Annotated in this window: 12 protein-coding genes; 6 read left to right on the forward strand and 6 right to left on the reverse strand. The window is 65.0% G+C overall.

Going from position 1 to position 12,178, the window contains the following annotated elements; genetic code table 11:
• Window positions 1-18 precede the first annotated feature (18 nt).
• From K3551_RS05640 to gloB, 5 genes are all read right to left on the reverse strand, one after another.
• Window positions 19-357 (reverse strand): RidA family protein, encoded by a 339-nt coding sequence (locus tag K3551_RS05640; protein ID WP_259918402.1) that lies wholly within the window; start codon window positions 355-357, stop codon window positions 19-21.
• A gap of 2 nt (window positions 358-359) precedes the next feature.
• On the reverse strand, window positions 360-1,100 hold the full coding sequence (locus tag K3551_RS05645) for an SDR family NAD(P)-dependent oxidoreductase (RefSeq protein ID WP_259918403.1): 741 nt from the start codon (window positions 1,098-1,100) through the stop codon (window positions 360-362).
• Between the two features lie 48 nt (window positions 1,101-1,148).
• Window positions 1,149-2,075, reverse strand: coding sequence for a M23 family metallopeptidase (locus K3551_RS05650; RefSeq protein ID WP_259918404.1), 927 nt, complete (start codon window positions 2,073-2,075; stop codon window positions 1,149-1,151).
• 118 nt (window positions 2,076-2,193) lie between these two features.
• On the reverse strand, window positions 2,194-4,527 hold the full coding sequence (clpA, locus tag K3551_RS05655) for an ATP-dependent Clp protease ATP-binding subunit ClpA (protein ID WP_259918405.1): 2,334 nt from the start codon (window positions 4,525-4,527) through the stop codon (window positions 2,194-2,196).
• A 149-nt stretch (window positions 4,528-4,676) separates the two neighbouring features.
• Complete coding sequence (gloB, locus tag K3551_RS05660; RefSeq protein WP_259918406.1) at window positions 4,677-5,438, reverse strand: hydroxyacylglutathione hydrolase; 762 nt, start codon at window positions 5,436-5,438, stop codon at window positions 4,677-4,679.
• A 58-nt stretch (window positions 5,439-5,496) separates the two neighbouring features.
• On the opposite strand from gloB, the gene K3551_RS05665 reads away from it, so the two are divergent.
• The gene (locus K3551_RS05665) at window positions 5,497-6,249 is read left to right on the forward strand and encodes a class I SAM-dependent methyltransferase (RefSeq protein ID WP_259918407.1); all 753 of its coding nucleotides are present in this window, start codon (window positions 5,497-5,499) and stop codon (window positions 6,247-6,249) included.
• 341 nt (window positions 6,250-6,590) lie between these two features.
• On the opposite strand, the gene K3551_RS05670 is transcribed toward K3551_RS05665, so the two are convergent.
• Window positions 6,591-6,980, reverse strand: a complete 390-nt coding sequence (locus K3551_RS05670; RefSeq protein ID WP_259918408.1) for a CBU_0592 family membrane protein — start codon at window positions 6,978-6,980, stop codon at window positions 6,591-6,593.
• A 367-nt stretch (window positions 6,981-7,347) separates the two neighbouring features.
• On the opposite strand from K3551_RS05670, the gene K3551_RS05675 reads away from it, so the two are divergent.
• The 5 genes from K3551_RS05675 to K3551_RS05695 are packed head-to-tail and all read left to right on the forward strand — an operon-like array spanning window position 7,348 to window position 12,173.
• The gene (locus tag K3551_RS05675; protein WP_259918410.1) at window positions 7,348-7,908 is read left to right on the forward strand and encodes a F0F1 ATP synthase subunit delta; all 561 of its coding nucleotides are present in this window, start codon (window positions 7,348-7,350) and stop codon (window positions 7,906-7,908) included.
• Entirely contained in the window at window positions 7,908-9,443 is a 1,536-nt protein-coding gene (gene atpA, locus K3551_RS05680; RefSeq protein ID WP_259918412.1) for a F0F1 ATP synthase subunit alpha, read from the forward strand. The genes K3551_RS05675 and atpA overlap by 1 nt, the downstream gene beginning before the upstream one ends.
• Before the next feature lie 11 nt (window positions 9,444-9,454).
• A complete protein-coding gene (locus tag K3551_RS05685) occupies window positions 9,455-10,324 on the forward strand; it encodes a F0F1 ATP synthase subunit gamma (protein ID WP_259918414.1) in 870 nt (289 codons plus the stop codon).
• 20 nt (window positions 10,325-10,344) lie between these two features.
• Complete coding sequence (gene atpD / locus K3551_RS05690) at window positions 10,345-11,766, forward strand: F0F1 ATP synthase subunit beta (RefSeq protein ID WP_259918415.1); 1,422 nt, start codon at window positions 10,345-10,347, stop codon at window positions 11,764-11,766.
• Complete coding sequence (locus K3551_RS05695) at window positions 11,766-12,173, forward strand: F0F1 ATP synthase subunit epsilon (protein ID WP_259918417.1); 408 nt, start codon at window positions 11,766-11,768, stop codon at window positions 12,171-12,173. The genes atpD and K3551_RS05695 overlap by 1 nt, the downstream gene beginning before the upstream one ends.
• Window positions 12,174-12,178 lie beyond the last annotated feature (5 nt).

The following is a 12,178-nucleotide window of genomic DNA, read 5'->3' on the forward strand; positions in this document are numbered from 1 at the left end:
GTTCCGCGAAAGCCCCGGTCAGGCTGCGGCTGTGATGATCACTTCGACCCGGAGCGCGGGCGTGGCCAGCTTGGCCTCGCCGCAGGCGCGCGCGGGCGCATGTCCCTCGGGCACCCAGGCGTCCCAGACCGCGTTCATTTCTGCAAAGTCGGCCATGTCGGCCAGCCAGATGACGGCTTGCAGGATGTTTTCCCGCCCGATGCCGCATTCCGTCAGCAGGGCATCGACACGGCCCAACATGTCGCGCGTCTGTTCTGTCGTGGTCTCGCCCGAGCCGACCTGACCGGCCAGGTAGATCGTGTCCCCGTGGCGGACGATCTGGCTCATCCGTTGGGTCGTGTGTTTGCGTTCGATCATTTTTACACCGTGTAGTTGAGGCCGAGGCGTCCGCCGTCGACATAGATGGTTTCGCCCGTGATGTAGCTGGCCTTGGACGAGGCAAGAAAGGCTACGACGTCGCCGATTTCCCGTGCGGTGCCCGGTCGCTTGAGCGGGGTGCGCGACATGGCCCGGTCAAAGGCGGCGGGATCGGCGTTCACGGCGGCCATCATGGCCGTGTCGATGCTGCCGGGGCCTACCGCATTGACGCGGATATTGTGTGGGGCCAGTGCCAGCGATGCCACCTTGGTCAACTGCATGACGCCGCCCTTGGACGCGCAGTAGCCTGCAATCGCCGGTATCGCGACCTGCGCGTTGATCGAGGACATGTTGACGACCGCGCCTGCGATGCCCTTGGCCACCATGGTCTTGGCGGCGCGCTGCGTGGCCAGGAAAACCCCCACGAGGTTGACGTCGAGAACCTTGCGGAAGTCCGCCTCCGTCATTTCGAGGAAGTCGGCCCCGATGGCGATACCCGCGTTGTTGACCAGCACGCTGGGCGCCCCGACCTCCGCCTCCATCCGGTCGAACAATTCGGTGATCTGCGACGGGTCGCCCATGTCGCAGACATAGCCGATGCCGCCCAACGCCTTGGCAGTGTCGTGCACCGACGGGTCGATGTCGGCCAGAACGACGCGGCAGCCGTCCTCGGCCAGGGCCTCGGCGCAGGCGCGGCCGATGCCTTGGGCGGCCCCGGTGATAAGTGCGATACGGTCGGTCATGGCGTGCCTCCTGGTTTTTGCCCTGCATGACCGGGCAAAAGGCACGCGTCAACGGATTGAAATACGCGTCTCGATCCGGTCCAGCATCTGTCCGTCCCGAAACAGGGTCGCCGTGCCGGTGTAAACACCCCCCCGCCATCGCGCGCCCGTCAGGCGGCGGCCTGCGGCCCGGAAAAGCTCCGCCTGTGTCCGATCCAGTGTTGCGTCGTGTTGCAGCACGTCGCGCCCGTTCGGGCCCGTGATCCGCAGCGCGATGACATCGCCCACGCGCCCGCCAAACATCGCGGCCCAGACCACCAGGGCCGGGGCGTCAGCCGCAAGCGACGGGGCATCGGCGGTGCCAGCCTTGACCTCGGTGAACTGGGGAACGTCGTCCGAGACACCGATCGACAGGAACCCACCGGGTTCATAGGCAGGCGGTTCGGCCCAGAGACGATCCACAAAGGGATCCACGACGACACCGTGCCTGCGCACCGACAGGTGGACATGGGGGAATTGGGTCAGGCCCGACAGGCCAATCCGTCCGACGATCTGCCCGGCTTCGATGATCTCGCCCACGCGCGGCAGAACGGACCCTTCGGCCAGGTGGCAAAGCTGCGTCTGCCAGCCGTCGCCATGGTCGAGCACGACACCGTTCCCGCATTCGCGTCCCGAAACCGTTGCTGCGTCAGTGACCAACTGATCCGGCATGTCATTGCGAAGGCCCAGAACGCGGCCGGTCGCCGGGGCCCGCACCGGAACGCCGGCGTCCATGGCCTCCTGGTCGGGAAGGCGAAAATCGGTGCCCTTGTGGCCGTCATAGCTGAGCGGGCCACCGGTGTAGTCGCGCGCACCGGGGCCAGGATCCGCATCGACGTATTGCTGGATAAAGCAGCTCACTCCGAAGGTGCAGTCAATCGGCACGCGCAGGACAGGCGGGGCCGCCCAGCCGGGGCCGACGGACAGGAACAGACAGAACAGGGATAGCAGACGCATGGGGTGAACCGCTTGGATACATCGGGCGGGATCGCGCCCCGCGCCTGACCATCGTGAGAGTGAAAAATGCGAACGGGCGCACCTTGCGGCGCGCCCGTCTGCTTGAAGCGTGGCGAGATTACTCTGCCGTCAGAAGAGGCGGCTTCTTGTTGGACAGCTTGGGCGCGCCCGGTTCTTCGATCCGAAGGTCCAGCTTGCCGGCCTTGACGCCCACCTTGACCAGGCCACCCTTGGCGAGCTTGCCGAAGAGCAGCTCCTCCGCGAGCGGCTTTTTGACGTGTTCCTGGATCACGCGGGCCAGAGGCCGCGCGCCCATCTTGTCGTCATAGCCCTTGTCCGCGATCCATTCTGCCGCAGCGCGGGTCAGCTCGATAGACACGCCCCGATCCAAAAGCTGTGCCTCCAGTTGCAGGACGAACTTTTCGACCACCTGCAGGATCGTCTCCTTCGGCAGGGCCCCGAAGCTGATGACCGCGTCCAGACGGTTGCGGAATTCCGGCGTGAAGGTCCGCTCGATGGCGGCGGTGTCTTCGCCCTCGCGCTTGTCACGGCCAAAGCCGATGGCGGCCTTGGACATCTCGGAGGCCCCGGCGTTCGACGTCATGATCAACACGACATTGCGGAAATCCACCGCGCGGCCGTTGTGATCAGTCAGCTTTCCATGGTCCATCACCTGCAAGAGGATGTTGAACACATCCGGGTGCGCCTTCTCGATTTCGTCGAGCAGCAGCACACAGTGCGGATGCTGGTCGATCCCATCGGTCAGCAGGCCGCCCTGATCAAAGCCGACATAGCCCGGCGGCGCGCCGATCAGACGCGAAACCGCGTGCTTTTCCATGTATTCCGACATGTCGAAGCGCAGCATCTCGACGCCCAGCGTATCGGCCAATTGCTTGGCCACCTCGGTCTTGCCGACGCCGGTGGGACCCGCGAACAGGTAATTGCCGATCGGCTTTTCAGGTTCGCGCAGGCCCGCACGGGCGAGTTTGATCGCCGACGACAGCGCCTCGATGGCGGCATCCTGACCGAAAACCACCCGCTTGAGCGACCCTTCCAGATCGCGCAACACCTCGGCATCGTCCTTGGACACGTTCTTGGGCGGAATGCGCGCGATCTTGGCGACGACGGCTTCGATTTCCTTGACGCCAATCGTCTTGCGCCGCTTCGATTCCGCCACCAGGGCCTGTGCGGCACCCGCCTCGTCGATCACGTCGATGGCCTTGTCGGGCAGCTTGCGGTCGTTGACGTAGCGGGCCGACAGCTCCACCGCGGTGCGGATCGCATCCGCCGTGTACTTGATCGAGTGGTGATCCTCGAACCGCGACTTCAGCCCCTTGAGGATCTTGACGGTATCCTCGACCGAAGGCTCGTTCACGTCGATCTTCTGGAACCGGCGCGACAGGGCCCGGTCCTTTTCGAAGTGCTGACGAAACTCCTTGTAGGTGGTCGATCCCATGGTGCGCAGCTTGCCACCCGCCAGCGCGGGTTTCAGCAGGTTGGACGCGTCCATCGCGCCGCCAGAGGTGGCCCCGGCACCGATGACGGTGTGGATTTCGTCAATGAACAGAACCGCGTCGGGATGCTCCTCCAGCTCCGTCACGACAGCTTTCAGCCGTTCCTCGAAATCGCCGCGGTAGCGGGTGCCTGCCAACAACGCGCCCATATCGAGCGAGTAGATCGTCGCCCCGGACAGAACCTCCGGCACGTCGCCCTGGACGATCTTGAAGGCGAGCCCCTCGGCGATGGCGGTCTTGCCCACGCCCGGATCACCCACCAACAGCGGGTTGTTCTTGCGCCGCCGGCACAGGACCTGGATCGAGCGTTCGACTTCCTGGTCGCGACCGATCAGGGGGTCCACATCGCCTTCCGACGACTTCTTGTTGAGGTCGACGCAATACTTGGCCAGCGCGCTTTCGCGGTTTTCGGACGGATTGGGTCCATCGCCACTGCTCTGGATCGGTTCATTTTCCTCATCGGAGCCTTGAACCGGCCGCGCCTCCCCGAACTCGGGGTCCTTGGCGACGCCATGGGCGATGAAATTGACCGCGTCGTAGCGGGTCATGTCCTGCTCCTGCAGGAAATAGGCTGCGTTCGACTCGCGTTCCGCGAAGATGGCCACCAGCACATTGGCACCGGTCACCTCGGTCCGGCCCGAAGACTGGACGTGAATCGCGGCGCGTTGAATCACCCGCTGAAAGGCGGCCGTGGGCACGGCTTCGGAGCCCTCGACCTCGGTCACGAGGGTCGAAAGATCGTCTTCGATGAATTCCTCGACCGTCTGGCGAAGCTCGTCGAGGTTGACGCCGCAGGCCTGCATGACGCGGGCGGCATCCGGTTCCTCGATGAGGACCAGTAACAAGTGTTCGAGAGTGGCGAGTTCATGGCGGCGGGCATTGGCCTGGGCCAGGGCCGCATGAATGGCTTGTTCCAGAGTGTTCGAGAACGAGGGCATGGTGTTCTCCTTAGCCGTCGGCGCGTCATGGGAGTATGACACGCGTCTTATTAAGTTTTGGTTGTCACCCGCCGGGCTTCAACCCCTTTTCTCTGTCCGTGACGTTTCTGTGACGGGGAAGTGATGCGCAATTGACCCGCAGTGGCGCATTAAAATGCGTCCTTTGCATGGCGCGCAGCTGCAAAGGTTTCGGGGTCGGTCTGTCCGATGGTTCCGGTCGCGGCCTTCAGGGTGTCGGTATGGCTGCGCAGGAACGGGTTGGTGTGACGTTCGGATGCCAAGGTGGACGGGACAGAAGGCACACCCTCCGCCCGAAGTCGCTCAACCTCGGCTATACGTGATTTAATCTCCGCGCTCTCTGGTTCAAGGGAGGCTGCGAAAGCCAGGTTGCTGGCAGTGTATTCATGCCCCGAGGCGATCAGCATGTCCCCCGGCAGGCTGGCGAACTGCGCGAGGCTGGCGTGCATCTGATCGGGCGTGCCCTCGAACAGGCGACCACAGCCAGCCGCCATCAGGCTGTCGCCGGTAAAGGCCACGTCGTCGAACACATAGGCGATGTGACCAAGGGTGTGACCAGAGACGTCCCAGACCTGCGCCGGGGCTCCGCCAATCTCGATCGTCTGGCCTGCCGCGACCGAGTGGTCCAGGGGGGGCAGGCGGTGGGCATCGGCCTGCGCGCCCCAGACCTGCGCGCCCGTAGCGGCAACCAGGTCGGCGACCCCGTCGACGTGATCCCAGTGGTGATGCGTCAGCAGGATATCGGTCAGCGTCAGGCCCGCGTCCCTCAGCGCCGCCAGGATCGGGGCCGCGTCCGGGACATCGACAACCGCGACCCGGTCACCGGTGCGAAAGATATAGGCATAATTGTCCGACAGGCATGGGACGGTGATAAGCGTTTCCGCGATGGTCATGGCATTCTCCGGCTGGCGTTGTAAGCATGGCAGCTAGTCAACGGGGGGCAATGCCCAAATGCATCTCGACGTGGTGGATCTGCGCCGGTTCTACTACCGCACCCGTCTGGGGCGCGCGGCGCAAAAGGCCGTGCGCGACAAACTGGTGGAGCTGTGGCCAGAGGCCCATGGCCAGACGGTCGCGGGTTTCGGTTTTGCGGTGCCGCTGCTGCGGCCCTTCCTGTCCGACGCGCGCCGGGTCGTCGGCCTGATGCCCGCGCCGCAGGGGGTCATGCACTGGCCTGCGGGCATGGCCAATGTCTCGGTTCTGGTCGAGGACGCGCTTTGGCCGCTGGACACGGGATCGGTCGACAAGCTGGTGCTGATGCACGGGTTGGAGACGTCAGAGACGCCGACCGCCGTTCTGGACGAATGCGCCCGCGTCCTGGGACCGGGCGGGCGCGCGGTGTTCGTGGTGCCCAACCGCTCGGGCCTGTGGGCGCGGCGGGACGGGACGCCATTCGGCTTTGGTCGGCCCTATTCCATCGGCCAGCTCGAGGCGCAGGTGGAAGCGGCCGGCCTTGTAGCGGAACGCCATGCTGCCGCGTTGTTTGCCCCGCCAAGCGAAAGCAAGTTCTGGCTTCGGTTCGGCGGGTTGCTGGAGCGATTCGGTCAAAGGCTTTCGCGGTCCGGCGGCGGGGGCGTCATCTTGCTGGAGGTGCGCAAGCAGGTGCCCGCGCGGCCCCGGACCGGCCTGGCCGAACGCGTCCGCCGCCCGCTGCGCGTCCTCGAAGGCGTGCCCGAGCCGCGCCCGGCCAGCCGCATCCGTTGACAGATCAGCCGACCGCAGACCGGGCAGGCGGCGGTTCGGCCTTCGGTCCCCGTGCGTCCCGCACCCACGGGCCTCGACCCGATCAAAAGACCTGACCCCCTGCATGCCATCCGCACCGCAGCCCCGTCCGACCGGGCCGCGGTCCTGTCCAATGCCGTCGAAAGCCCCTGATTCCCCCAAGAGGCTGCCTTTCCGGGCGCGACCTTTGACGATTGGTGCCGCGAACAAAATGATCCGCGCGTGTGGCTCCGCTCGCGGCAGGGCGGGGCCGTCTAGCTGGCCCCTGCCTTTCCTTGCCGTCCGCAGGGCCGACGAACGCGGCCCGGGCACGCGTCTTCTGTTTAGCGCGCGGCAACCGCCAGGTCGGGGGCGTCACCGGCGACTGTGGCCCGGGTGTCGCGCGGGTGACCTTTCGCGCGCCGCTCTGACGTTCGAAATGCGGTGGGGGCGGGCACCTCATGCCCGCGACGGCGCCGCCGAAGACGGCTGCAGATCCCCCACAGGCTGACGGCGATGAAAAACATCTGGATGATAAGGGACGCGAGGTTGAAGGCATGGCCCAGTGACAGCAGGACCAGCGAAGCCGCCGTCAGGTTGAAAAGGAAATATCCCACGCCCTCCGGGTTCAGAAGACGCAGGGTCAGGCTGATGTAGTTGGCCACATAAGTCAGTGCGCCGATGATTCCCGCGATCTGTAGCAAGGGCAGGCCGACGACGGTGATCTCGCTCATGTCCGGCCCTCCCTGTGCCCTGATTGTTGCAGTCCCGGCCTTCTTCCTCGGCTCCTGTTCTGACCTAGCGGAAGGCCGGTGCCCGGGCGAGTGGGGGATTCCTTACTCCGGTGAGGGTGATCCGCCTGGAAAACAGGCCTTCTGCCGACCTGTCTTGCGCATGCCCGCACCAACCGGAGGTGCCCCCCTGTGGACGGCGCGGCAGCCTGTCGCAGCCTGCGGCAAAACCGCCCTGGCGGGGCAGTTGCAGGGTGCGAAACCCTCTGCTAGAGGGAGCGCGATTTCGTGATCAGGCCCGTCGGGTCTGGTTTGCATGGGTGAGCGCCGGGGAGACCTTGCCGCCCGAGAGACTGTCGAAAGGGTGGACGTGTCCGAACCAGCTTCGATTTCGACGGGGATCGCCGCGCGCTATGCGCAGGCCGTCTTCGAATTGAGCCGCGAGAGCGGAGACCTGAAAAGCCTGGAGGCTGACGTGGCCGCTCTGGATGAGACCCTGAAGGGCTCTGCCGAGTTGCGTGGCGTCCTGACGTCGCCGGTGATCAGCCGTGATGACCAGGGGCGGGCGATTGCCGCCGTGGCCGCCAAGATGGGCCTGTCGCAGACGGTCCAGAACGTGCTGTCGCTGATGGCGTCCAAGCGCCGGCTGTTCGTCGTGCCGCAGATGATTGCGACCCTGCGCGACATGCTGGCCGAGGAGCGCGGTGAAATCACCGCCGAGGTCCGGTCCGCCAAGGCGCTTACCAAAACCCAGTCCGACAAGCTGGCCGCGACGCTCAAGGCGTCCACCGGCAAGGACGTGAACCTAGATGTCACCGTCGATGACGCCTTGATTGGCGGCCTCGTGGTCAAGATCGGCTCGCAGATGATCGACACGTCGATCCGCGCGAAGCTCAACGCACTCCAGAATACGATGAAAGAGGTCCGGTAATGGCGATCCAGGCAGCGGAAATCTCCGCGATCCTCAAAGATCAGATCAAGAATTTCGGTCAGGATGCCGAAGTCGCCGAGGTGGGCCGCGTGCTCTCCGTTGGTGACGGCATCGCCCGTGTCTATGGTCTGGACAACGTCAAGGCCGGCGAGATGGTCGAATTCCCGGGCGGGATCCAGGGCATGGCCCTGAACCTCGAAGCCGACAACGTGGGTGTCGTTATTTTCGGCACCGACGGCGGCATCAAGGAAGGTGACACCGTCAAGCGCACCGATTCCATCGTGGACGTCCCCGCCGGTGAGGCCCTGCTGGGTCGCGTCGTCGACGGTCTGGGCAACCCGCTGGATGGCAAGGGCCCGATCGCGGCCTCCGAGCGTCGCGTCGCCGACGTCAAGGCACCGGGCATCATCCCGCGCAAATCCGTGCACGAGCCGATGGCCACCGGCCTGAAAGCCGTCGACGCCATGATCCCGATCGGCCGTGGCCAGCGCGAGCTGATCATCGGCGACCGTCAGACCGGCAAGACCGCCGTGGCGCTCGACACGATCCTCAACCAGAAGTCGTATAACGACGCCGCCACCGACGAGAGCCAGAAGCTGTACTGCATCTACGTCGCCGTCGGCCAGAAGCGGTCGACCGTGGCTCAGCTGGTGAAGCGCCTCGAAGAGAGCGGCGCCATCGACTATTCCATCGTCGTCGCCGCCACCGCGTCCGACCCGGCCCCCATGCAGTTCCTGGCCCCCTACGCCGCGACCGCCATGGCCGAGTATTTCCGCGACAACGGCAAGCACGCCCTGATCGTGTATGATGACCTGTCCAAGCAGGCCGTCGCCTACCGTCAGATGTCCCTGCTGCTGCGCCGTCCGCCCGGCCGCGAAGCCTACCCGGGCGACGTTTTCTACCTCCACTCGCGCCTGCTGGAGCGTTCGGCCAAGCTGAACGAAGACAACGGTGCCGGGTCGCTGACCGCGCTGCCGATCATCGAAACCCAGGGCGGCGACGTGTCGGCGTTCATTCCGACCAACGTGATCTCGATCACCGACGGCCAGATCTTCCTGGAAACCGAACTGTTCTTCCAGGGCATCCGTCCTGCCGTGAACACCGGTCTGTCGGTGTCGCGCGTGGGCTCTTCGGCCCAGACCAACGCGATGAAGTCGGTCGCCGGTCCGGTCAAGCTGTCGCTGGCGCAGTATCGTGAGATGGCCGCCTTTGCGCAGTTCGGGTCCGACCTGGATGCGTCGACGCAGCGCCTGCTGTCGCGCGGTGCCCGCCTGACCGAGCTGATGAAGCAGCCGCAGTATTCGCCGCTGACCAACGCCGAGATCGTCTGCGTCATCTACGCCGGCGTGAACGGCTACCTCGACAAGGTTGACGTCAAGGAAGTCGGTCGCTGGGAAGAGGGTCTGCTGGCCCACCTGCGCGGACCGTCCAAGGACGTGCTGGAGTTCATCACCAAGGAAGATCCGAAGGTGAAGGGCGAAGCCGAGGACAAGATCAAGGCTGCGATCGACTCCTACGCCAAGACCTTCGCTTGAGGGGCAGCTAGATGCCTAACCTCAAGGACCTCAAAAATCGGATCGCGAGCGTGAAATCCACGCGCAAGATCACGAAGGCCATGCAGATGGTGGCCGCCGCAAAACTGCGGCGGGCACAGGACGCCGCCGAGGCCAGCCGCCCCTACACGGAGCGGTTTCTCTCGGTGTTGGGCGGGCTTGCCGCCTCCGTCGGTGACAGCGATACCGCGCCCAAGCTCCTCTCGGGGACGGGCTCGGACAAGGTGCATCTGCTGGTGGTCATGACCGCCGAGCGGGGCCTTTGTGGTGGCTTCAACGCCAACATCGCCAAGCTTGCCAAGCAGCACGCCCAAAAGCTTCTGGGCGAGGGCAAGACCGTCAAGATCCTGACCGTCGGCAAAAAAGGGCGCGAGTCGCTCAAGCGCGAGTTCGGTGAGTATTCTGTCGGTCACGTCGACCTCTCGGGCGTTAAGCGCCTGGGCTACGGCGACGCGGCAGGCATCGCGGCGGACGTGCTCAAGCGGTTCGACGCAGGCGATTTCGACGTGGCGACCATCTTCTACGCCAAGTTCAACTCGGTCATCTCGCAGGACCCGACGGCCCAGCAGATCATTCCCGCCAACTTCGAGGCGGGCGATGACGCCTCCACGCTCTATGACTACGAGCCCAGCGAAGAGGCGATCCTCGCCGACCTGCTGCCCCGTGGCGTGGCGACGCAGATCTTTGCGGCGCTGTTGGAAAATGCGGCCTCCGAGCAGGGCGCGCGGATGTCCGCCATGGACAACGCCACGCGCAACGCCGGTGACATGATCGATCAGTTGACGATCGAATATAACCGTTCCCGCCAGGCCGTCATCACCAACGAGCTGATCGAAATCATTTCGGGCGCCGAGGCGCTCTGACCGAACCCGGAGACTTTAACATGGCCAACACTGGCAAGATTACGCAGGTCATCGGCGCCGTCGTGGACGTGCAGTTCGACGGCGACCTGCCCGCCATTCTCAACGCGCTGACCACCGACAACCAGGGCAACCGCCTGGTTCTCGAAGTCGCGCAGCACCTGGGCGAGAACACCGTTCGCGCCATCGCCATGGACGCGACCGAAGGTCTGGTCCGTGGCCAGGCCGTGACCGACACCGACGGCCCGATCTCGGTGCCCGTGGGCGACGCCACCCTGGGCCGGATCATGAATGTCGTCGGCGATCCCGTCGATGAAAAAGGTCCGATCAACGCGACCGAGCACCGCTCGATCCACAACGAAGCCCCGCCCTTTGCGGATCAGGCGACGACTTCGGACATCCTGGTCACCGGCATCAAGGTCATCGACCTGCTGGCCCCCTACGCCAAGGGCGGCAAGATCGGTCTGTTCGGCGGTGCCGGCGTGGGCAAGACGGTTCTGATCCAGGAACTGATCAACAACATCGCCAAGGTGCACTCCGGCTACTCCGTCTTCGCGGGCGTGGGTGAGCGGACGCGTGAGGGCAACGACCTTTACTACGAATTCATCGAATCGGGCGTCATCAACGCCGATGACCTGACCAAGTCCAAAGTGGCCCTGGTCTACGGTCAGATGAACGAGCCTCCGGGTGCGCGGATGCGCGTCGCCCTGTCCGGCCTGACCATGGCCGAGCAGTTCCGCGACCAGTCCGGAACCGACGTTCTGTTCTTCGTCGACAACATCTTCCGCTTCACGCAGGCGGGCTCCGAGGTGTCGGCGCTTCTGGGTCGTATCCCTTCGGCTGTGGGCTACCAGCCGACGCTGGCCACGGACATGGGCGCGATGCAGGAACGCATCACCTCGACCACCCGCGGCTCGATCACCTCGGTGCAGGCCATCTACGTGCCTGCGGACGACCTGACCGACCCCGCGCCGGCCACGTCCTTTGCCCACCTCGACGCAACGACGGTTCTGTCGCGCGCCATCTCGGAACTGGGCATCTACCCGGCCGTTGACCCGCTCGACTCCACCTCGCGTCTGCTGGACCCCAAGGTCATCGGTGATGAGCACTACGCCGTCGCCCGTGACGTCCAGGGCATCCTTCAGCGCTACAAGTCGCTGCAGGACATCATCGCGATCCTGGGCATGGACGAACTGTCCGAGGAAGATAAGCTGACCGTGGCCCGCGCCCGGAAGATCCAGCGCTTCCTGTCGCAGCCCTTCGACGTGGCCGAAGTGTTCACCGGTTCGCCCGGCGTGCAGGTCCCGCTTGAGGATACCATCGCCTCGTTCAAGGCCGTCGTCGCCGGTGAATACGATCACCTGCCCGAAGGTGCCTTCTACATGGTCGGCGGCATCGACGAGGTGAAGGCCAAGGCCGAGAAGATGGCGGCTGAGGCAGCCTGATGCAGTTCGAACTCGTCTCACCCGAGCGGCGGCTGGCGTCCCTGGACGACGCCAAAGCCGTTCGCATCCCCGGCGCGGACGGGGACATGACCGCGATGGCCGACCACGCGCCGACCATCACCAGCCTGCGCCCCGGCGTGTTGACCGTTGAAACCGCCTCTGGCGAGCAAAGCTTTGCCGTCACCGGTGGCTTTGCCGAAATCGGCGCGGGCGTCACGGTTCTGGCCGAACGGGCCTTGCCCGTCGCCGATGTGACCCAGGACGTCTATGACGATTGGGTCGCCGAAGCGCACAAGGCCCGCCAGGAGGCCCCGTCCGACGTGGCCGACGCCGCAGCCAAGCTGCTGGCCGATATGGTGGCGATGGGCGGGCATATCGGGCTGGACCCGAAACAGCCCAACCTCTGACTGCG

The sequence above is a fragment of the Jannaschia sp. M317 genome (genome assembly GCF_025141175.1).
Classification (GTDB): domain Bacteria; phylum Pseudomonadota; class Alphaproteobacteria; order Rhodobacterales; family Rhodobacteraceae; genus Jannaschia.

What these genes read in the sequence shown, in the direction of transcription:
- K3551_RS05640 (WP_259918402.1), bottom strand. Translation starts at nt 357, where the DNA reads ATGATCGAACGCAAACACACGACCCAACGGATGAGCCAGATCGTCCGC.
- K3551_RS05645 (WP_259918403.1), bottom strand. Translation starts at nt 1,100, where the DNA reads ATGACCGACCGTATCGCACTTATCACCGGGGCCGCCCAAGGCATCGGC.
- K3551_RS05650 (WP_259918404.1), bottom strand. Translation starts at nt 2,075, where the DNA reads ATGCGTCTGCTATCCCTGTTCTGTCTGTTCCTGTCCGTCGGCCCCGGC.
- clpA (WP_259918405.1), bottom strand. Translation starts at nt 4,527, where the DNA reads ATGCCCTCGTTCTCGAACACTCTGGAACAAGCCATTCATGCGGCCCTG.
- gloB (WP_259918406.1), bottom strand. Translation starts at nt 5,438, where the DNA reads ATGACCATCGCGGAAACGCTTATCACCGTCCCATGCCTGTCGGACAAT.
- K3551_RS05665 (WP_259918407.1), top strand. Translation starts at nt 5,497, where the DNA reads ATGCATCTCGACGTGGTGGATCTGCGCCGGTTCTACTACCGCACCCGT.
- K3551_RS05670 (WP_259918408.1), bottom strand. Translation starts at nt 6,980, where the DNA reads ATGAGCGAGATCACCGTCGTCGGCCTGCCCTTGCTACAGATCGCGGGA.
- atpA (WP_259918412.1), top strand. Translation starts at nt 7,908, where the DNA reads ATGGCGATCCAGGCAGCGGAAATCTCCGCGATCCTCAAAGATCAGATC.
- K3551_RS05685 (WP_259918414.1), top strand. Translation starts at nt 9,455, where the DNA reads ATGCCTAACCTCAAGGACCTCAAAAATCGGATCGCGAGCGTGAAATCC.
- atpD (WP_259918415.1), top strand. Translation starts at nt 10,345, where the DNA reads ATGGCCAACACTGGCAAGATTACGCAGGTCATCGGCGCCGTCGTGGAC.
- K3551_RS05695 (WP_259918417.1), top strand. Translation starts at nt 11,766, where the DNA reads ATGCAGTTCGAACTCGTCTCACCCGAGCGGCGGCTGGCGTCCCTGGAC.